Origin of the sequence: Sphingomonas sanguinis (genome assembly GCF_001476905.1) — a bacterium.
GTDB lineage: Bacteria > Pseudomonadota > Alphaproteobacteria > Sphingomonadales > Sphingomonadaceae > Sphingomonas > Sphingomonas sanguinis_B.
Genome location: NZ_LDTE01000021.1, coordinates 1 through 18,966 on the forward strand (window position 1 = coordinate 1; position 18,966 = coordinate 18,966).

Below are 18,966 nucleotides of genomic sequence, written 5' to 3' on the forward strand. Positions count from 1 at the left end.
AACTCGCTGTCCCTGTTCTTCCCGGCGTCGCCATCGCAACCGCGCTCGCATTCTGGCTCTGATTGAGTCTCAGCCCTAAGACGGCTAATGACTGTCCGGCCTGCGCTGCTGCTAGCTGTAATACCTCCCCTCCAAACATGAATGAACGTCTGAGGTTGGGGAGCGACGAAGATCGCGCGAATGACTGCAATTGGGTCAATTATTCCATGCTTGGCATAGGCGTGTCGCCGCTAGGGGCATCTGCCGATGGCCGCGTATCGGTTGGAGTATCGGGCGGGGCAGCGGCCCGCATCTCGCTGGGTGCACAGCGGCGTAAGTTTTCTTCCTCCTGGATCGACGCCGCCTTTACCCCCCGCGAGCATCGCTCACCCGCGCAGTCGGCGCGGCTTGCGGAAAGCGACCAACTGGTGGCCGAACTGCTTGCGGCCGACCTACTGGTGATCGGCGCCCCGATGTATAATTTCGGCCTGCCATCACAGTTGAAGGCCTGGATCGACAATATCGTCCGGGTCGGGGTGACCTTCGGGTTCGATCGATCGCGCGATGGCGAGCCATATTGGCCGATGCTGCCGCGCGGCAAACGGCTTGTCATCCTGTCTGCGCGCGGGGATTACGGTTATGATCCGGGTGGGCGCTTGGCGGCAATGAACCTCGTGGAGTCGAGCTTGCAGGTTCCGCTCGACTATGTCGGGCTGACCGACAGCCATGCCATTGCGATTGAATATGACGAGTTCGCCGACGAAAGGCTGGCGGCTTCGATCGCAACGGCCGAGCAGGCGACGGATGAATTGGTCAACGAACTGGCCTCGACCTATTCCTGATCAGGAACGGCCAGGTCATTCCCATTGGGATCGAGTTTCGGGACTGCCGTCTCGCCCGTATGACTCGATGCGGGAATCGACAACGTGGCTATGGTCATTAACCACACCAACACGGATTTGAAATCTGCCTGCTAATAGTTAGAGGGTAAATATGCTACGCCCGTTTATCCCCGCGCGCGATCATGGTCGATCCCGATCGTTCTACGAAGCCTTGGGCTTTCTGGTCGAATATGCTGACGATAGCATAGCCGTCATGTCGAACGGCGACGGGAGCTTCCTCCTTCAAAACTTTTATGTGAAGGAACTGGCTGAGAATTTCATGGTGCAGCTGGTGGTTTCGGACTGCCAGGAATGGTGGCATCGCCATGATCCCGCAGCCGTGGCAGAACGGTTTGGCGCGCCAGCTCCGACAGCTCCTGCGGTTCAGCCTTGGGGTTTGACCGTCGGCTTCGTCCAAGATCCTTCTGGAGTGCTGTGGCATATAACCGAAAAATCGTGATGACCTGTCCGCAGCGCCGCGAATACACTTTCCGGCTTTCCCAATAGGGAACGATCCGCGAGACGGCCGGGGCATTCCCATTGGGATCGAATTTTGGAAACACGACTGGCTTCCCAAAACCGATTTGCGAGACGCCTTTTGAGAAAGGGCTGTGAGACCGATTGCCTCAGTGACACTTCCCATATGCACAGCTAGTTAGCCTCCGTGCAGGCCGTCCGGCAACTTCTCGCGCAACGCCATTTTGCAGTGTTGCTGTGCGCGGCGACGCTGCTGCTGAAGCTGCTGGTCCCCACCGGCTATATGATCGACAACGCGTCCGGCCGCATGACCGTCACGATCTGCTCCGGTTTCGGTCCGGCGACCATGACGATGGACATGCCGGGGATGCACGGCGACATGCCCGATCAAGGCAACTCGAAGGATCACGGCAAGGCGGAAATGCCCTGCGCGTTCTCGGGAGTGTCGGCCGCGATGCTTGGGCCGATCGATCCCGTCCAGCTCGCCGCGCTGATCGTCTTTATCCTTGCTCTCGGCCTGATCGCTACCATCCCGCCAACACCCTCACGTCCGGCCTACTTACGGCCTCCATTGCGCGGACCACCTGCCCACCTCTGACCTGTCATTCCGCGTCGCTTCTTCAGGCGCGTCCATGAATTGCGACCCACGCTCTCGGCGTTGGGCCGGTCAAAGGTATCATAATGCTTCGAACACACCTTCTGGCGGGTGCGGCTGCGCCCTGCCTACTGCTCGCTTTCCCGACCGCCGCACAGGTGCGCGGCGCCGATGCTACAGATGACCGCACCGATGCGACAATCGTCGTCACTGGCCAGCGCGATCCGCTGAAGCTCGATGATCAGGTGCAGGCGAGCAGCCGCCTCGGATTGTCGATCCGGGAGACCCCGGCGAGCGTCGAGGTGCTGACGCAGGACGATCTCCAGGTTCGCGGTCTGCGCACCGCGCGCGAGACGTTCAACGACGTGGTGGGTGCTATTGCCGGCAACGTGCCGGGCAACCCGGCCGTCGTCTCCTTACGCGGTTTCGCCGGCAACACCGTGTCGATCCTTCAGGACGGGGTGCGTATCTCTACCTCCACCGTCGTCCAGCGCGACAGCAACAACTGGCACTACGACCGGATCGAGGTGCTGAAGGGACCGGCCTCGGTCCTCTACGGCGAGGGCGCGCTGGCCGGCGTCATCAACAAGGTGACGCGCAAGCCGGTGCCGGGCGAACGGCATCTCGACACGCTGCTGTCGGTCGGGAGTTTCGACACGGTGTTCGCAGCCGGCGGGGTCAACCTGCCGGTATCGTCCACGATCGCGGTGCGGGGGGACGCCAGCTACCAGCGGTCGGACAGCCTCTACGACGTCGATAACAACGACACCTTCTCGGCCGGGCTGACCGCGAGCGCGCTATGGAAGCCGAGCGATCGACTGTCGCTGCTCGTCGCCGTCGATCATTTCGAGGATCGCTACGACGCCACCTATCAGGGTCTGCCGCTGATCCCTGGCCAGTATGCGCTACGCCCGACCGATGCCGTCACGACGGCGAACGGCCTGGTCGCGGACCGCGCGCTGCGCCGCCGTAACTACAATCCCCAAGGGGCCTATTCCGGTGCCGACGAGACCACGGTACGCTCGCGGCTCGACTGGTCGATCGGCAGCGGGTGGACTTTCGCGCTCGACCTGACCGGTTACACTGCGAAGCGTGCGTTTCTGCTCGCCGACAGTCAGACCTTCGTCGCGCCCACCGCGGCGTTCCCGAACGGCAGCTTTCGCCAGACCTATCAGGACTTCCGCCACGATCATCAGTTCTGGAACGCGCGCGGGGTGATCGGCAACGATCAATCGATCGCGGGCCTGCGCAACCGCTTCAGCCTCGGCGTCGAACACAACGACACCGATTTTGTCAGCCTGCGTCAGACGGCCTCCACTTCGGCCCTTCCGGCGGTGGACGTGCGCAATCCGGCCATCGTGCCGCTGCCTACGGGGACGGCGATCTTCACCGCCGGCAACGTCACCTTCGATTCCAAACTGAAACAGACCTCCGTCTTCGCGGAGGATGCGCTGAACCTGACGTCCAAATGGTTGCTGGTCGGCGGGGTGCGCTGGGACCACATGGAGCTGGACCGCGCGACGATCCAGAATGTCACCGGTGCGGTCGATCGAAACAGCCCGACGTTCGATCCTGTCTCGTGGCGGGCGGGCACGACGTGGGACGTGACACCTGGCCTGACGCTGTACGCGCAATATACGACAGCGGTATCGCCGGTGTCCTCGATCCTGCTGGCCTCGATCGCCAACAGCCGCTTTCGGCTGACCAAGGGTCGCGCCTACGAGGCCGGATTCAAGGCGACCGCATGGGGCGGGCGAGCAAGCGTCACCGGTGCGGCCTATCGCATCGAGCAGCGCGACATCCTGACCCGCGATCCGAATAACCCAACGCTGACGGTGCAGGGCGGGCGGCAGTCGTCGCAGGGCGTCGAGCTGTCCACCGTCGTCTCGCCGGCGAAGGCGCTGCGCCTGTCGGGCGGCGTATCCTATACCGACGCGCAATATGACGACTTGTCCGAGCTGGTGGGGGGCGTGAGGATCGACCGGAGCGGCAACCGCCCGATCAACGTCCCTTCGACCACGGTCAACGCCTCGGCGCTTTACACCATCGCCGACAAGGTGACGGTGGGCGGGTTCCTGCGACACGCCAGCGCCTTCTACACCGACACCGCCAACACCATCCGGGTCGCCGGACACACCGTGTTGGATGCCAGCCTGTCGTTCCCGGTCGCACCGCAAGCAACCCTGACGCTGCGTGGTCGGAATCTGACGGATGCCTTCTATGGCGAATACTCCGGCTACCCGACCACCAACGTCTATATCGGCGCGCCGCGGTCGTTTGAGGTGGCGCTGGCGACGCGGTTCTGATGGCCGCGCACCCGCGATCGGCAGCGACGTGCGCGCGTATCCTCGTGCGCCGCGTCCATCTGTGGCTGGGTTTGAGCCTGGGGCTGCTGTTCGCGGTACTGGGCCTCACCGGGTCGGCGCTGGTGTTCTACACCGGCATCGATGCCGCGCTCCATCCGGTGGTCGAAGCCGGACCGGGTGATGTGCCGCCTGGTCTAACCTCGCCGGTATGGGATCGCGCGCTGGCGACCGGGCGTGCCCGCTGGCACCATCCGGGCGACAAGTGGACGCTGGAGGTGACGGGCGAAGGAGGGCCTATTCCCGCCCGCTACTACCCGGCGTCCGGGCAGGGGCATCACACCGATCGGATGATGGTCTGGTTCTCGGGCGACGGCACCCGGATCGTTCGTGCCGAGCCGTGGGGCGGCTATCTCATGAGCTGGCTCTACCAGCTCCACATGGCGCTGCTTGCCGGCGACCTCGGTGGTCAGGTGGTAGGCTGGTCGGGCGTGGCGATGCTGGTGCTGCTCGTCAGCGGCATCGCGGCGTGGTGGCCGCGTGGAAGCTGGCGCAAGGCGCTCGCCTTCAAGCGCAACGCCGCACCGATCCGCCGACTGCGCGACCTTCACAAGCTGTCCGGCCTGTGGAGCATGGCGCTGTTGTTCGTGCTGGTGGCGACAGGCGTGCTGCTGGCGCTGCCCGCCGTCACGCAGGCGTTGCTGGCTCCCGCGACCATTCCCGCGCCGAAATCGGCAGGAAGAAGTGATCGCCAAATCGCGATCGTCGAGGCGCTCGATGCAGCCCATCAAGCCCTACCGGACGGTCGCATCGTCTTCATCGACATGCCAGGTGACGGTGATGCACCGATCCGGGTACGGTCGCAGGTGCCCGGTGATCCGCACCGGCGCTTCCCCGGCAGCTACGTGTTTATCGACCAGTTCTCCGGTCGCGTGCTGGCCGTGCATGATGTTCGCCGGGCCGGCACCGGCACCGCCGTGGCGAGCTGGGTCCGCACACTACACGACGGCACGGTGGGCGGGGTGGCGACCCGCATCCTCGCGGTGTTGATCGGCTTCGTCCCGACGATCCTGATGGCGACAGGCATCCTTCATTGGCTTCGCCGGCGAAAGGCTGCACGCACGGTTTGACTGGCTTGGCGCCAGCTTTCCTAATCAGGAACGTCTGCGAGACCGCCGCGGCGTTTTCACTCGGGATCGCCAAACGGATCGATAGCGGCCCTCACGGAAGTATATCGCGGGGTGAATGGCGAGACACCAAATTCACGAATAAGCAAGCGAGAGTAGTGCTGCCTCATATATCTGCTATGCTGGATATATGGAAAATGATTCGGCTATCGTTGCGCTTGGGGCGTTGGCGCAGGGAACGCGCCTGGATGTGTTCCGTCTGCTGGTCCGCCACGAACCCGATGGCATGGCAGCCGGCGAAATAGCCCGTCAGCTCGACGTTCCGCAAAACACCATGTCCGCGCATCTCGGCATCCTTGCTCGCGCCGGCCTGGTCCGATCAGAACGCCATAGCCGATCAATCATCTACCGCGCTGACCTCGACGGCCTGCGAGCGCTGACCCTGTTCCTCGTCAAGGACTGCTGCGCCGGCTCGCCCGAACTGTGCGCCCCGCTCATCGCCGAACTCGCTCCCTGCTGCTGAAAGGACGCCCGGAATGACCGACAATGCGCCCGTCGATGTCATCATCTATCACAACCCCGAGTGCGGCACGTCGCGCAACGCGCTGGCGATGATCCGCAATGCCGGCATCGAGCCGCATGTCGTCGAGTATCTGAAAACGCCGCCCTCGCGCGCGCTGCTGGCCGAGCTGATCGACCGTGCCGGGATCACCCCGCGCGACCTGCTGCGCGAGAAGGGGACGCCCTACGCCGAGTTGGGCTTGGGCGACACGTCGCTGTCCGACGACGCACTGGTGGACGCGATGATGGCGCATCCGATCCTCATCAACCGGCCGCTGGTCGTCTCGCCGCTCGGCGTCAAGCTGTGCCGGCCATCCGAAGCCGTCCTCGATATGCTCCCGACCGGGCAGCGCGGCGCGTTTGCCAAGGAAGACGGGGAACAGGTGGTCGATGCTTCGGGCCAGCGCGTCGCCTGATGCTCCTTGCCGTCCTGATCTTCGTGACGACGATCGCGCTCGTCATCTGGCAACCCAAGGGCCTCGGCATCGGGTGGAGCGCGATGGCCGGGGCGATCGTGGCGCTGCTCGCGGGCGTCGTCACGCTGTCCGACGTGCCGGTGGTATGGGGCATCGTCTGGAACGCGACCGCCGCGTTCGTCGCGATCATCGTCATCAGCCTGTTGCTCGATGAAGCCGGGTTCTTCGAGTGGGCGGCGCTGCACGTAGCGCGCTGGGGCGGTGGGAATGGTCGTCGGCTGTTCGTCCTGATCGTGCTGCTCGGCGCAGGCGTGTCCGCGCTGTTCGCCAATGACGGCGCGGCGCTGATTCTGACGCCGATCGTCATCGCCATGCTGCGGGCGCTCGGGTTCAAGGATAAGGCGACGCTGGCATTCGTCATGGCGGCCGGGTTCATCGCCGACACCGCCAGCCTGCCGCTGGTCGTGTCGAACCTCGTCAACATCGTGTCGGCCGACTTCTTCCGCGTCGGGTTCGGTGAGTATGCGGCCGTGATGGTGCCGGTCGATCTGGTGTCGATCGCCGCCACGCTGGGCGCGCTGTTGCTCTTCTTCCGGCGCGACATACCGCAGGATTACGATGTGGCGGCGTTGCGTGCCCCTGATGCCGCGATCCGGGACGCCGCAACGTTCCGCGCCGGATGGATCGTGCTCGCCCTGCTGCTCGCCGGCTTCTTCTTGCTCGAACCGCTCGGCGTGCCGGTCAGCGCCGTGGCCGCTGCCGGTGCGGTCCTGCTGCTGGTGATCGCAGGGAGGGGCCACGTGATCCCAACGGCCAAGGTGCTGCGCGGCGCACCGTGGCAGGTCGTGATCTTCTCGCTCGGCATGTACATGGTTGTTTATGGCCTGCGGAATGCCGGCTTGACCGATCATCTGGCGACACTGCTCGATCGCGCCGCGCAAGGCGGCGTGTGGAGCGCGGCGCTGGGTACGGGCGTGATAGCGGCCGTCCTGTCGTCGGTGATGAACAACATGCCGACCGTGCTGGTGGGCGCGCTGTCGATCGACGCCGCGCACGCGACAGGGGCGGTCAAGGAAGCGATGATCTACGCCAACGTGATCGGCTGCGACCTCGGCCCCAAGCTGACGCCGATCGGCTCGCTCGCCACGCTGCTGTGGCTGCATGTCCTGGGGCAAAAGGGCGTCAGGATCGGATGGGGCTATTATTTCCGTGTTGGCGTCACGCTGACTGTGCCTGTCCTGCTCATCACGCTGGTGGCGCTTGCTCTGCGAATTGGGATTGCCTGATGCCTCTCCGCGACCTTGCCGACCCCGATCATCTGCCCGCACTGGACCGGCGCTATGCGCGCGACCGGCCCGCTCTCGGGCTGGGCGCTGGCGATCCGCCGCCCCGCATCCTGCTTCTCTACGGATCGCTGCGGGAGCGGTCTTATTCGCGCCTGTGTATCGAGGAGGCGGCGCGACTGCTCCGTTTCTTCGGCTGCGAAACGCGCATCTTCGATCCCGCGACGCTGCCGCTACCCGACCAGCATGCTGGCGACGATCATCCGGCCGTCCATGAGTTGCGCGAACTATCGATGTGGTCGGAAGGGCAGGTATGGTGCAGCCCCGAACGCCACGGCCAGATTACCGGCATCATGAAGCTGCAAATCGATCATCTGCCGCTCAGCATGGGCGGGATGCGCCCGACGCAGGGCCGCACGCTAGCGGTAATGCAGGTGTCGGCCGGATCGCAATCATTCAACAGCGTCAATACGCTGCGCGTGCTGGGCCGTTGGATGCGGATGGTGACGATCCCCAACCAGTCGTCGGTCGCCAAGGCGTTCGCGGAGTTCGATGAAGCCGGCCGCATGAAGCCGTCGAGCTATTACGACCGGATCGTGGACGTGATGGAGGAACTGGTGCGCTTCACCGTCCTGTTGCGCCCGCATACCGCGCAACTGGTCGATCGCTATTCGGAGCGAAAGGAAGCCGGTGTGCCGATCAACGCCGCCGCAGACCTGTCCAGCATTGCGACCTCGCCGCAATCCTAACGGCGTTCCCGATTGGGAACGGCCAACGAGACGGCTAGGGCATTCCCATTGGGATCGAGAATCGGGAATGTGCGACCTTCAAGCCGCAGTTTGATCGGGCACGTCGGATGCCACTATCCACTTGCCGAACAGCGCAAAGCCGCAGGACTTAGCAAGGGCAAGGGACGGGAGATTGTCGAGCTGACAACGATATTGCGGCTCGTATCCCTCTCCGCGGGAGAAGTCGCTGATCGTCAGGATGACCGCGCGTGCAAATCCTCTTCCCCGAACGTGGGGAAGCGTCAGTACGCCCAGGTCCGCGACCGGGGCGTTTTCCCAAAGGCATGCGCTAGCGGCGCTGACTAATCGATCGCCGACAAAACAACCGAACACCGCCCAATGATCGGTTTCGACGAACGCATCGTCGCGGTCTTGCTCTGATGCATCGGCTTGGAACACCTCGAACGCGGCTCGATCCTCAATCGTGAGACGACGTGCGGCCGTTAATCTGCCCGGTACGACGTGTGTATCCGCGGGAAGGTAGAACAGATAATCAGGATCGTGCAGGCTGACGCCACTGCGTGCCCACTGGTCCTGTATGTCGCCGATCGACATAACATCTGCCGCGTTGGGACCGATCCGGTCGACCAGCTCGGGCCGCAATACGGTTCGCACCGAGCCGTCCATGCCTTCCAGCATCATCGCCGGACGTTTGGGGTTCAGCTTTTCGCTGACCACCCACGTCGAGTTGCTTTCGCCAGAAAACGAATCATGCCAGTAATCGAGAACGGGCTTGGGGAAGTTCGTCATACGGCGGCACTACCATAACGGCACGTCTCACCGGCAGCCCACTTTCCCATTGGGATGGTATTTCGGGAATTGACGTTGCTGCATTGCAGCGACATATATCTCTCCAAGGCGATGGATTTCCGCCGGGTCATTTGACCGAACCGCCCTCGCAAGGGCCGATGATTCCTACCTGGCGCCTTTTCGCGACCGCCACGACCATGCCATGTCGGTGGTTCCCTGGACGCTGATCCTGCTGCCGATGGCGGCGCTGGTCGGGACATTGTGCGCGGCTTTTCTGTGGAGCCTCGATGCCGCCATACAGGCCCGCTTCGATTATCCCTGGCTGCTTACCTTCTGCCCGTGGGCGGGGCAGCCATCGCGCTTCTCTATCATCATACAGGGCGTTCGGTCGAAGCCGGCAATAACCTGATCTCTGAACAGATACATGAACCTGGGGGCGGCGTGCCGCTCCGTATGGCGCCGCTGGTTTTCCTCGGCACGATCGCGCCGCATCTGTTGGGCGGGTCGGCGGGACGCGAGGGAACCGCCGTGCAGCTCGGCGGCAGTCTTGCAAGTGCAATCGCCGGCCTGTTCCGTCTCGATGCATCCGGCATTCGCATCCTGTTGATGGCCGGCGTCGCGGCAGGCTTCGGCGCGGTGTTCGGCACGCCGCTGGCAGGCGCGGTGGTCGCCCTTGAAGTCTTGGCGCTCGCCCGCCGTGTCGTTGGTCGCCAGCTTCGCCATAAGTGCCCCAATTTGATCGTGCGGCAGGGATGCGAAGTGCTCGGGCTTCTTGGTCTGCCTGTTCAGTCCGGCCCGGATCGAACGCATGGGAGCCTCGCCACCGCAGTAGCCTTTCGCATAACCGCCAAGGGCGTCGCCTGCATTGTCTCCAAGTATCGCGCGCCGGGCGGCAACGACTTTTGGGACGACAAGACCCGGCGCCAGATCAGGCCCGCCATACCCCGCGCGCTTCAGGACGCACAGCGGACCATCCGGCTGGTCCGGGCCAGGGCGAAGGAGCTGGGCATCGATCCGCGCCGTATCGGCGTACTGGGCATGTCGGCGGGCGGCTATCTGGTTGCGCAGACCAGCAACATCCTGACGCCGACCTATCGACCGGTCGATGCGGTCGACCGGATCAGCAGCCGCCCCGATTTCGCGATCGCGCTCTATCCAGGGCATATCTGTCGCGATGACGCGACCTTTGACAAGACGTTGCCGGTCAGCGCCGCCGCGCCCCCGACCTTCATCGTCCAGGCCTGGGACGATCCCATCGATCCGGTGTGCAACAGTCTGATGTACGCCCGTGCGCTCGACAAGGCGGGGGTGTCGACCGAGCTCCATCTGTTCGCCAAGGGCGGCCACGCCTTTGCGATGCGCCATGCCGCCGAGCCGGTGGGCCTGTGGCCGCAGCTGGTCGAACGCTGGATGAGGCAGATCGGAATGCTTTGAATCAGGTTTGCAACAAAATGACGGGTGGAACGTTGTTGTTGGTTGACTCAAATATTAACATGTCCCGTATAGCGCTCCCCTAGTCTTTCGATCGCATGGGAGCCGCGTAAGTGGCATCGACTATCAGGGCATGGGGGCTGGCGTTGCTGCTCCTCGCGGCGGGGCTGATGCCTCGTACGGCCCTGGCCGTACCTGTCGACCTGTACCCGTCGATGTGTAGCGCCGTCTTGCCCGATGGAGCGACGGACGCGGCGGTTGAGCGCGCGCCGTACCGGTGCGGCACGGACGCCCCGAGCCGGGGCGAGCAATGGCTGTGGCTGCGGCTCGATCCGTCGGGACTGGCCGAGCTGCCCGGTGGATGGAGTCTGCTGGTCGATCAGACGCGTTTCGACCGGATCGCGGTACTGGCGCGGACCGATCGAGGGACGGTACGCCTGGTTCGGGCGGCATCGGAACTGCGGGATCACGGGGCCCCTGGCGGGCTGCTGAAATTCACCATTCCACCGCCGGGTCGCGAAGTGCGCGGCCTGTATATCGGTTTCCGGCACATCGACGACCTGTCGCTGATGCGCAAGATCATCGCCCGGCCGGGATCGACGCCGACCGACGTGGACGTTGCCTGGCTGGTGCTGATCGGCCTGTTCGCCGGCACATTGTTGTCGGCGCTGCTGTACAATCTGGTCATCCACACGGGCAAGCGGCACCCGTTTCAGCGCTGGTATATCTTCTGGGTAACAGTGTCGCTGGCCTATGGCCTGACCTGGTCCAACACGGCGATGCTGGTGTTCCCGCAACTGGTGGGGCCGCTCGCGGTACGGTTGGACTTCGTGCTGGTCGGGCTGATGGTCGCGGGCGGCAACATGTTCTTGTTCGCGGTGGTCGAGCAGGGCGTGTTGCCGCGCTGGCTGATCTGCTGGGGGCGGTGGCTGGCGGCGGTCGGCGCAGTGCTGGGCTTCGTGGCGGCGGCTGACCAGTGGCTTCTCCCCGTGCTGACCGACCGGCTGCTCAACTATGCGATCGCCGGGACCGCCCTGTCGATCGCCCTATCCTGCGTCATCGCGGTGCGACGGGGCAGCCGAGTCATCTGGTTCTACATGATCGGCTGGGGACCGGTGATCTCGGTCTTCGTCGCGCGGCTGATCCGCAATCTGGGGTTCGCGCCGCAGAACGACCTGGTCGACATGGCGACCTTCGCCGCGCTCGCCTTCGAGGCGCTGGTCCTGTCGCTGGCGATCGCCGACCGGTTCCGCCTGATCCGGCAGGAACTGGACCAGGCCCGCCAGCGTCGCGAGGTCGACCTGGCCGAGGCCAAAGCGCTGCGCTCCGCCGCGCAGACCGATTTCCTGACCGGATTGGGCAACCGCGCCGCCTTTCAACAACAGGCGCAGGCGCTGATCGCGGACGCCAAGCCGTTCACCCTGTTCCTGATCGATGTCGATTATCTGAAAGACGTGAACGACCGGTTGGGCCATGCCAGCGGCGACATGCTGCTGCGCCATGTCGCGGTGGCGCTCGCGGGGGCGACTCGTCCCCTGGGCGATATGCGGGTCGCCAGGATCGGGGGGGACGAGTTCGTGATCCTGTGCCCCGGCGAACCCTTGATCGAGGCGGTGCTGGTCGAGGCGGTGTCCGCCATTCAGGGGGAATGCTGGAGCGCGGGCGATCCGGGTTGTACCCTGTCGTTCAGCATCGGTGCGGCGCGTTTCCCCGACGATGCCCCGGCGCTCGACCTGCTTTACCAGAATGCCGATCTGGCCCTGTACACCGCCAAGCGGCAGGGACGTGGCCGCTATATCCGCTACGACCCCGTGCAGCGCCGCCTGCGGGACCGGCAGCTGGCGGTCGTGGGCGAGGCGGAGGGCGCCTTGGCACGAGGTGAATTCTCACTCCATCTGCAACCCATCGTCACGCTGTCGAACGAGGCGGTGTGCGGTTACGAAGCGCTGTTGCGCTGGAACCATCCGCTGCACGGGCTGATGGCCCCGGACGATTTCGCCGATGTGCTGGTCGCAGAGCGGATCGGGCTGCGGATTCAGGACCATGTGCTGGACATGGCGCTGATCATGTTGCGCGATTCCGGCGAGCGGCTGGGGGTGCTGAGCGTCAATTTCACCTCCGCCCAGCTGTCGGGACCGCGCGCGGCGCGCCTTGTGTTGGACCGGATGGCGCATCACGGCATCGCGCCCCAGCGGCTGTGCGTCGAGGTGACCGAGGGCGTGATGCTGGACCGCGCGGCGGACAGCATCCTGGCGAATCTGCGCGAACTGCACGATGCGGGCGTCAGCATCGCGCTCGACGATTTCGGCACCGGCTATGCCTCGCTGGTCCATCTGCGCCAGTTGCCGGTCGACCGGATCAAGATCGATCGCTCCTTCGTCGCCGAACTCGACCAGCCCGAGGATGGGACGTTCCCGATCGTCAGTGCGATCGTCGGGCTCGGCACCGGGCTGGGCAAAATGGTGGTGGCCGAGGGGATCGAATCCGAGGTCCAGGCCCTGCGGCTGCGCCAATTGGGATGCCAGCTGGGACAGGGCTTTCTCTATGGTCGCCCGACCCCGCACGCGGCCATGGCGGACGGCATGATCCTCCCGCTGGCCGCTACAGGCTAAGTCGGCGCCCGCACCGCGCCCGCTCGAACCACCAGATTAGGCCTGCCAGTGCGAGGAGGCCGAGCAGCCACGGCCAGGACGTACCGGGACGCGGCGACGAACCATAAGCGGGGCGCATGTCCGCCCGTTCGCGGATCAGTGCCAGTGTTGCGTCGCGCCGTTCGGCCGCCGCCAGACCAAGCGGCAGGGTGGCGCGGACATAGAAGGGCCACGCATCCTTGCCCCGCCGCAGCACATGCCATCCGCCAGCCCGGGGCCAATAGCCCGCGCAACCGGGTGTCGCGGGATCGGACAGCAGCCGCACGGCCTGCCCATTCGGCCTCACGAGCGTGTCGCCCGGCTGCAGCCCGCAAAGCGCGGTCCGCTCTCCCCGATGCGCCAGCGGATCGAAACGCGGTGACGGTGTATTCCCGGCCCGCGCCAGGGTAGCGATCATCCGGCTCCATAGCTCGCCATAGCTTTCGCCATGCCCGGCGATCACCAGACCGGCAGCGTCGGTGACCAGCCATACGCCGACCCGCCCGCGCCCCAGGGCCCGCCAGGCGGCCAGCTGCGCTCCGGTCGCATCGGCCAGCACCGTCTGGGCATCGCCCGCGCCGATCCGTGCGATGCGGCGCGTCAGGGTTGGCAGGGCCTTGCCGTCGTGGCCCAGCAACCGGACGGGCGCGGTGGCGACTCCGCCCGACAGGGGCAGGCCCAGGGCCGCGCCATAGCCCGACGGCACCGGCCCGGTGACGCGCAGCAAGACGCCCATGCCGCCGCGGACCGCCGCCGCGACCGCCGCCCGCTCGCCCGCGCCAAGCCCCGCCCAGCGGCGTTCGTCCAGGATCAACAGGTCGACCTTTGCCAGTCCGCTGGCGGTCAGGGGCGGCATCGGATCGCCCAGATCCAGGCCTGCGCCCAGCGACACGCGGACGACCGGATTCAGCCCCGCATCACTCGCCCAGCGCCGCCAGAACTTCACCTCCGGCCCCGGCGCGCCGCCGAGCAGCGTCACGCGCAGGCTGGGTTCGGTGGCGGTCCAGACGGGGATGTCCGTGTCGGACACGGCTTCGCCGCGCGGACCCCGACTGCGCAGGCGAAACAAGGCCACGCCGGGCACGCGCGCGCGCCCCTCCAGCGTGAACCGGCCTTCGCCATCGAGCGGCGCGGCGGCGATCTTCGCGCCCGCCGGATCGAGCAACTCGACGCTGCCCCCGCCCTCGACCTGGCCCGACACGCGGAACATGCCGCCCGGTGCGGTCCGATCCGGCGGGGTGAGCGCGACCAGTCCCGGCGGCAGCGGCAAGGGGGTGAAGGCGAGCGCCATACCCTGCGCCACAGGCCGGTCGCGCGCCTCCAGCCCTTCGCCCCGGATGCGCAGGCGGCGGATGCCGGGATGGCGGCGCAGCGCGGTGGCGAGGTCGGGGGCCTGTTCGATCCCACGTGGCCCCTCGGCTTCGGGCAGCGCGACCGTCTGCCCGCCAGCGGCCGTTCCGCCCCGGGTCAGAACGGTCAGTACGTCCGGCTCCGCAAGGCGTGTCGATGGCGGTGCCAGCGTCAGGTACAGCAGGACGGCCAGCGCGGGCTGGGCGAGCAGCAGCAGCGCGATGCGCCAGCCGCGTGAGCGCTCGCCCGCACGCCACTGCCGCCAGCCGAGGCGGACCCACGCCACCAGGACGGCCAGCGCCAGCAGGGCGGGCAGGATCATCGCGATCATCGGCCGGTCCCCCGCGCCAGTGCATCGAGATAGCGCGCGCCGCTTGCCCCCGCGCCATCGCGCCGGGCCGCGCCTACCGGCGGGCGGGGAAGCGCGCTCCAGACCAGGCCGCGCAACCGGACGCGGCACGGCTCGCACCCCGGATCGCGCCGCAACCGGTCGAGCGCATCGTCCCAGGCCAGCGGATCACCGACCCGCGCCCGGTTGGCCCGGAACCAGCGGGTCAGTGGCGTCAGGTTCGTCGCCACACCCGGTGTCCCATCGATTGCGGCCCAGGCCGCCACTGCCTCGCTATTGATCGGCAGGGCGGACAACCCGGGATCAACCGGCGCGATATCGTCGCGCTTGCCGGTCAGGCGGCGGACTTCGTCGATCGGGGGCAGTTCGTTGCCGCCGACTTTGGCGAGGAAGACGCGGGTCGCCTGTTGCACCTGCTTGATCAGTACCAGCGCGCGGTTGGCGAAGGGCAGGGCGCGGGCGGGCTCGCTACCGCGCAGCGCGCCTTCCGACTGCCACATCTGGTCGACCGCCTGGGTCAGGCGCGCGCGGGTTTCGGGGTCGAACAGGGTCGCGGCCTCGCCCTCGTCATGCTTGTGGCCGAAATCGCCCAGCACGTCATCGTCCTTGCCCAGCGTGGTGGGGGCGGGGTCGCTGGTGGGCAGTTCGGTATCGTGCATCTCATGCTCGCCGCCGAGGAACTGGCCATAGCGCAGGCGGAGTGCGGCCTGATCCTCGCCGATCGCCAGGCTGCGCTGGCGGAACCGCTCGGGCGACAGGCGGCCGCGCTCACGGAGCAGCGCCTCGGTGTCGTTGATGACCTGTCGCTGGCTGCGCAAATAGGCGGGCAGGGTGGCGCGCAGCGCGCCGTCGATGCCGGTCCCCTCCGACACGGACGGGGGCAGGCGGCGCAGGATCAGGCTGGGGCTGCGCACGATATGCGGGCCGGGGTTGCGACCGTCGCGCACGGTCAGCTGTGCGACCAAATCGCCCGGACCGCTAAAGCCCAGCGCGGCGAGGTTGAGCGTCGTCGAAAAGCGCCGTTGCCTGGGATCGCCACTGCCCCGCAGGGTCAGGTGGTGCTCGCGAAAGCTGACATTCTCGCCCTCGCCCGCCGCGACGGTGATGGTCAGGTCGGCCTGGGCGGCGACGCCGTAATCGTCGGTCGCCTCGAAGACCAGCGGCCAGCCGCGCTGTCCCGCCGTGGCGATCGACAGGGTTTTGGCTGGCACGCGCACCGTCACCACGGGTGGTTGGTCGACGATCGCCTCGATCCGGTGGCGGCGGCTGGAGACGGGGGCGATGCGATAGAGCATCGAGGCGGTGAGGATCGTGCTCGCCCCCCAGCGTCCGCCCGTTCTGACAAGCGGAATCGCACCGCCGCCGAGGATGGCGAGCGAGGCACCGCTTGGCTGCGGCGCGAAGGCCAGCGTCCAGATCAGCCGCGATCCCTGCGGCACCCTGGCATCCAGCTCACCCAGATCGCGCGCGGGCAGGCCGGTATAGGCGGGCGGTACGACGCGCAAGCGCTGGCCGACCAGCCGGGCCATGCCGGGGGCGGTGGGTATTTCCTCGCCACTCGGCGCCAGAGTGTCCGCCGACCGCTGCGTGGGCCAGACGAGCAGCGCGATGGGGATGGCAAGACCCAGCACCCAGGCCAGCGCCAGCATCCGTAGTGGTAGGGGAGTGCGCAGGTCTGGCGGAGCAACCGCTTCGATCCGCGCCTGCAACCGGTCGCGTTGCAGGACCTGCAGCGGGCCGAGCGTGGCGGGGGCGCTGAACAGCAGCTCGGCGCTATCCTCGAGATCGGGGCGCAGACCATTCCATGCGCGGATCAGCCAGGCGTGTGTCAGGCGCTGCGCATGGTGGCGGGCGATCAGAGCAGCCACGCCGACGGTCAGCAGGCCGAGGGTAATTGCCGCAACCGGCCCCGACCAGCGCAGCGCCGCCGCCGTCACGACTGCGACGACCGGCGCGGCGACCAGCATCACGATCAGCGCCGCGCGCCGTCGGGCGGGGCGGAGCCAGTCTTCCGCGATCATGGCCCGGGCCATCGCCGCCGCGCGGTGGCGAGCCAGCGTTCGAGAAGAAACAGTGCCGTGACGATCAGGGCGATGACGTCACGCCATTCGCGCAGTGGTGCGGGGCGGAAGCCCGGCGGCGCACCAGTGTCGGGGGCGATATCGCGGGCATAAGCGCGCGTCGGTGTCGGCGCCGGACGGATCGCGCTGCGCAGACGGTCGGGGAAATCGGGTTCGAGGAGCGCGGGCAGCCGTGCGGGCGACAGTGGCACGGTGAACCGGAACAGCCTGCCCTGTCCCAGCGGTGTCAGCTGAAGAAAGGTGCGGCCCTGACCATCGCGCGCGGCGGTGATGATCGGCCCGGGCGGTGCCGTCATCTCGGCCGGAACGATCGTCGTGCCCCCCGCGCGGACCCAGGCGACCAGCTCGGCGGGCATCGCACCGCGGCCCAGCCAGGCGAGGAGGGTGCTGCGATCGGGTAGCGGCGCGGTGAGCGCGGCGATGTCGACGGCGCTGCCCGGCGCTTGCCAAGCGGCGGCGACGGCCGCGAGATAGCGGGTGTCGCTCCGTCCCTGTCCCGCCCGGATGGTCAGGGCGAGCGGTGTCGGCGCGGCTGGCTGGGCTGTCGGCATTCGGCCCGGCACCACCCGCCAATCGATGGTGCGCGACAGGTGCGGCACTTGCGCATCGGCACCCTCGATCACGTCTGGCACCAGCAAGCGGACCGACACGCCGGGCGGCAATTCGCTGTCGAGTTGCCGTACGAGGCTGGCAACCGGGACAGTGGCTCGTGGCGCGGGGGTGTCCAGCGACGGGAAGCCGGGGGCGAGCCAATGCGCGTCGCTATCCTTGGTCTGCCACCGAGCGGCCTGCGTCGCAGCGATGCCCGGCACGACATAAAGGCGCGGGCGCAGATCGGGCGCGGCCGGAGTCACCGGCCGCGCCAGCCAGAGCGCCAGCAGTGCCAGCAGCAGCAGCCGGACGATCAGCAGCGGCCGTTCTTCGAAACGCGGACGCTGGCGGGGGCGGGGCTTGGCGCGCAGCCAGCGGAGCGCGGCGAAGTCGGTCCGCCGCTGCTCGGTCCGCCGCGCCAGATGGATCAGGAGCGGCAGCGCCAGCGCGGCCAAGGCGACCAGCGCCATGGGGACGAGCAGCGTCGGCATCACCCTTCACCTCGCCGGAACAGGCGGCGCAAGGGCGCATCGAGAGCTTCGTCTATGACATGGATGGTGTGGCGGATGCCGCTTGCGCGCAATTCCGCCGCCAGGGCCGCGCGCGCGACGGCGAAGCGTTCGAGATACTCGGCCCGCAACGCGGGCGCATCGCCGAGCAGTTCCTCGCCGGTCTCGGGATCGCGGAACAGATGGCCACCCTCGAACGCAAAGTCCCGCTCGGCCACGGTCAGCAGTTGGATCGTCAGCACCTCGCGCCCCGCCGAGGCCAGCCGAGTGGCGAGCGCCACGGCGGCTTCGTCGAAAAAGTCGCTGAGCATCACCACCATGTCGCGCGCGGCGATCCGGTCCCAGAGCGGGGTCAGCGTGGCGGGGCCGGGAAAACCGCCGCCGACGGGGATCGTGCCCAGTTCCAGCCGCAACCGGTCGCGCTGGCGGGTGCCGTTGGCGGGGGTGGCGACATGCAGTCCGCCTTCGCTCAGCCAGACCCAGCCGAACCGATCGCCGCCCGCCAGCGCCAGCTCGGCCAGTGCCGCCGCCAGCCCCCGCGCCGCCCCGATCCGCGTCGCGCCATCGGCATCGGCCTGCGCCATCGACGCGCTGGCATCGACCATGATCCAGAGGCGGAGCGGGCTCTCGCGCTCCGCCTCGCGCACGAAGAAGCGGTCGGCGCGGGCATAGAGTTTCCAGTCGATCTGGCGCGGCTCGTCGCCGGGCTCATAGGGGCGATATTGCGCGAACTCCAACCCAGCCCCCCGGCTGCGGCTGGCATGCAGGCCGAGACCGTCGCCGCCCGCCAGACGACGCGAGACGAGTCGCAGACCCGAAAGCCGGTGCCGGACGGCCGGCGGGATCGGGTCGGCGCTCACGAAGC

At 67.0% G+C, this 18,966-nt stretch carries 17 protein-coding genes and 1 riboswitch; of the genes, 12 read left to right on the forward strand and 5 right to left on the reverse strand.

Annotated elements, in window-relative coordinates; all coding sequences use genetic code 11:
- Nucleotides 1–206 precede the first annotated feature (206 nt).
- From SB4_RS04265 to arsH, 9 genes are all read left to right on the forward strand, one after another.
- A complete protein-coding gene (locus SB4_RS04265; protein ID WP_082669956.1) occupies nt 207–821 on the forward strand; it encodes an FMN-dependent NADH-azoreductase in 615 nt (204 codons plus the stop codon).
- A 151-nt stretch (nt 822–972) separates the two neighbouring features.
- Nucleotides 973–1,320 (forward strand): VOC family protein, encoded by a 348-nt coding sequence (locus SB4_RS18800; protein WP_082669949.1) that lies wholly within the window; start codon nt 973–975, stop codon nt 1,318–1,320.
- Between the two features lie 204 nt (nt 1,321–1,524).
- The gene (locus SB4_RS04275) at nt 1,525–1,935 is read left to right on the forward strand and encodes a DUF2946 family protein (RefSeq protein WP_058751556.1); all 411 of its coding nucleotides are present in this window, start codon (nt 1,525–1,527) and stop codon (nt 1,933–1,935) included.
- 83 nt (nt 1,936–2,018) lie between these two features.
- Nucleotides 2,019–4,238, forward strand: a complete 2,220-nt coding sequence (locus tag SB4_RS04280) for a TonB-dependent receptor (protein WP_058751557.1) — start codon at nt 2,019–2,021, stop codon at nt 4,236–4,238.
- Nucleotides 4,238–5,365: a PepSY-associated TM helix domain-containing protein gene (locus SB4_RS04285; protein ID WP_058751558.1), complete on the forward strand. Its 1,128-nt coding sequence runs from the start codon at nt 4,238–4,240 to the stop codon at nt 5,363–5,365. Before SB4_RS04280 ends, SB4_RS04285 begins: the two co-directional genes overlap by 1 nt.
- Before the next feature lie 187 nt (nt 5,366–5,552).
- The gene (locus SB4_RS04290; RefSeq protein ID WP_058751559.1) at nt 5,553–5,885 is read left to right on the forward strand and encodes an ArsR/SmtB family transcription factor; all 333 of its coding nucleotides are present in this window, start codon (nt 5,553–5,555) and stop codon (nt 5,883–5,885) included.
- Between the two features lie 13 nt (nt 5,886–5,898).
- Entirely contained in the window at nt 5,899–6,339 is a 441-nt protein-coding gene (gene arsC / locus SB4_RS04295) for an arsenate reductase (glutaredoxin) (RefSeq protein WP_058751560.1), read from the forward strand.
- Nucleotides 6,339–7,625 (forward strand): arsenic transporter, encoded by a 1,287-nt coding sequence (locus SB4_RS04300; RefSeq protein WP_058751561.1) that lies wholly within the window; start codon nt 6,339–6,341, stop codon nt 7,623–7,625. The genes arsC and SB4_RS04300 overlap by 1 nt, the downstream gene beginning before the upstream one ends.
- A complete protein-coding gene (gene arsH, locus SB4_RS04305) occupies nt 7,625–8,371 on the forward strand; it encodes an arsenical resistance protein ArsH (protein WP_058751562.1) in 747 nt (248 codons plus the stop codon). Before SB4_RS04300 ends, arsH begins: the two co-directional genes overlap by 1 nt.
- Nucleotides 8,372–8,449: 78 nt before the next feature.
- On the opposite strand, the gene SB4_RS04310 is transcribed toward arsH, so the two are convergent.
- A complete protein-coding gene (locus SB4_RS04310) occupies nt 8,450–9,160 on the reverse strand; it encodes a GNAT family N-acetyltransferase (protein ID WP_082669950.1) in 711 nt (236 codons plus the stop codon).
- 98 nt (nt 9,161–9,258) lie between these two features.
- Nucleotides 9,259–9,335: riboswitch (Fluoride riboswitch) on the forward strand.
- Nucleotides 9,336–9,362: 27 nt separating this feature from the next.
- On the opposite strand from SB4_RS04310, the gene SB4_RS20290 reads away from it, so the two are divergent.
- From SB4_RS20290 to SB4_RS04320, 3 genes are all read left to right on the forward strand, one after another.
- Entirely contained in the window at nt 9,363–9,569 is a 207-nt protein-coding gene (locus SB4_RS20290) for a hypothetical protein (RefSeq protein WP_193753735.1), read from the forward strand.
- Nucleotides 9,500–10,594 (forward strand): chloride channel protein, encoded by a 1,095-nt coding sequence (locus tag SB4_RS20295; RefSeq protein ID WP_241488470.1) that lies wholly within the window; start codon nt 9,500–9,502, stop codon nt 10,592–10,594. Before SB4_RS20290 ends, SB4_RS20295 begins: the two co-directional genes overlap by 70 nt.
- Nucleotides 10,595–10,704: 110 nt before the next feature.
- A complete protein-coding gene (locus tag SB4_RS04320; RefSeq protein ID WP_241488471.1) occupies nt 10,705–13,203 on the forward strand; it encodes a putative bifunctional diguanylate cyclase/phosphodiesterase in 2,499 nt (832 codons plus the stop codon).
- On the opposite strand, the gene SB4_RS04325 is transcribed toward SB4_RS04320, so the two are convergent.
- The 4 genes from SB4_RS04325 to SB4_RS04340 are packed head-to-tail and all read right to left on the reverse strand — an operon-like array spanning nt 13,193 to nt 18,961.
- Nucleotides 13,193–14,902 (reverse strand): hypothetical protein, encoded by a 1,710-nt coding sequence (locus SB4_RS04325; RefSeq protein ID WP_058751563.1) that lies wholly within the window; start codon nt 14,900–14,902, stop codon nt 13,193–13,195. The two genes, SB4_RS04320 and SB4_RS04325, sit on opposite strands and share 11 nt — an antisense overlap.
- On the reverse strand, nt 14,899–16,941 hold the full coding sequence (locus SB4_RS04330; protein WP_058751564.1) for a DUF4175 family protein: 2,043 nt from the start codon (nt 16,939–16,941) through the stop codon (nt 14,899–14,901). The genes SB4_RS04325 and SB4_RS04330 overlap by 4 nt, the downstream gene beginning before the upstream one ends.
- Nucleotides 16,938–18,083 (reverse strand): BatA domain-containing protein, encoded by a 1,146-nt coding sequence (locus SB4_RS04335; RefSeq protein ID WP_082669952.1) that lies wholly within the window; start codon nt 18,081–18,083, stop codon nt 16,938–16,940. The genes SB4_RS04330 and SB4_RS04335 overlap by 4 nt, the downstream gene beginning before the upstream one ends.
- The gene (locus SB4_RS04340) at nt 18,083–18,961 is read right to left on the reverse strand and encodes a DUF58 domain-containing protein (RefSeq protein ID WP_058751566.1); all 879 of its coding nucleotides are present in this window, start codon (nt 18,959–18,961) and stop codon (nt 18,083–18,085) included. Before SB4_RS04340 ends, SB4_RS04335 begins: the two co-directional genes overlap by 1 nt.
- Between the last annotated feature and the right edge of the window lie 5 nt (nt 18,962–18,966).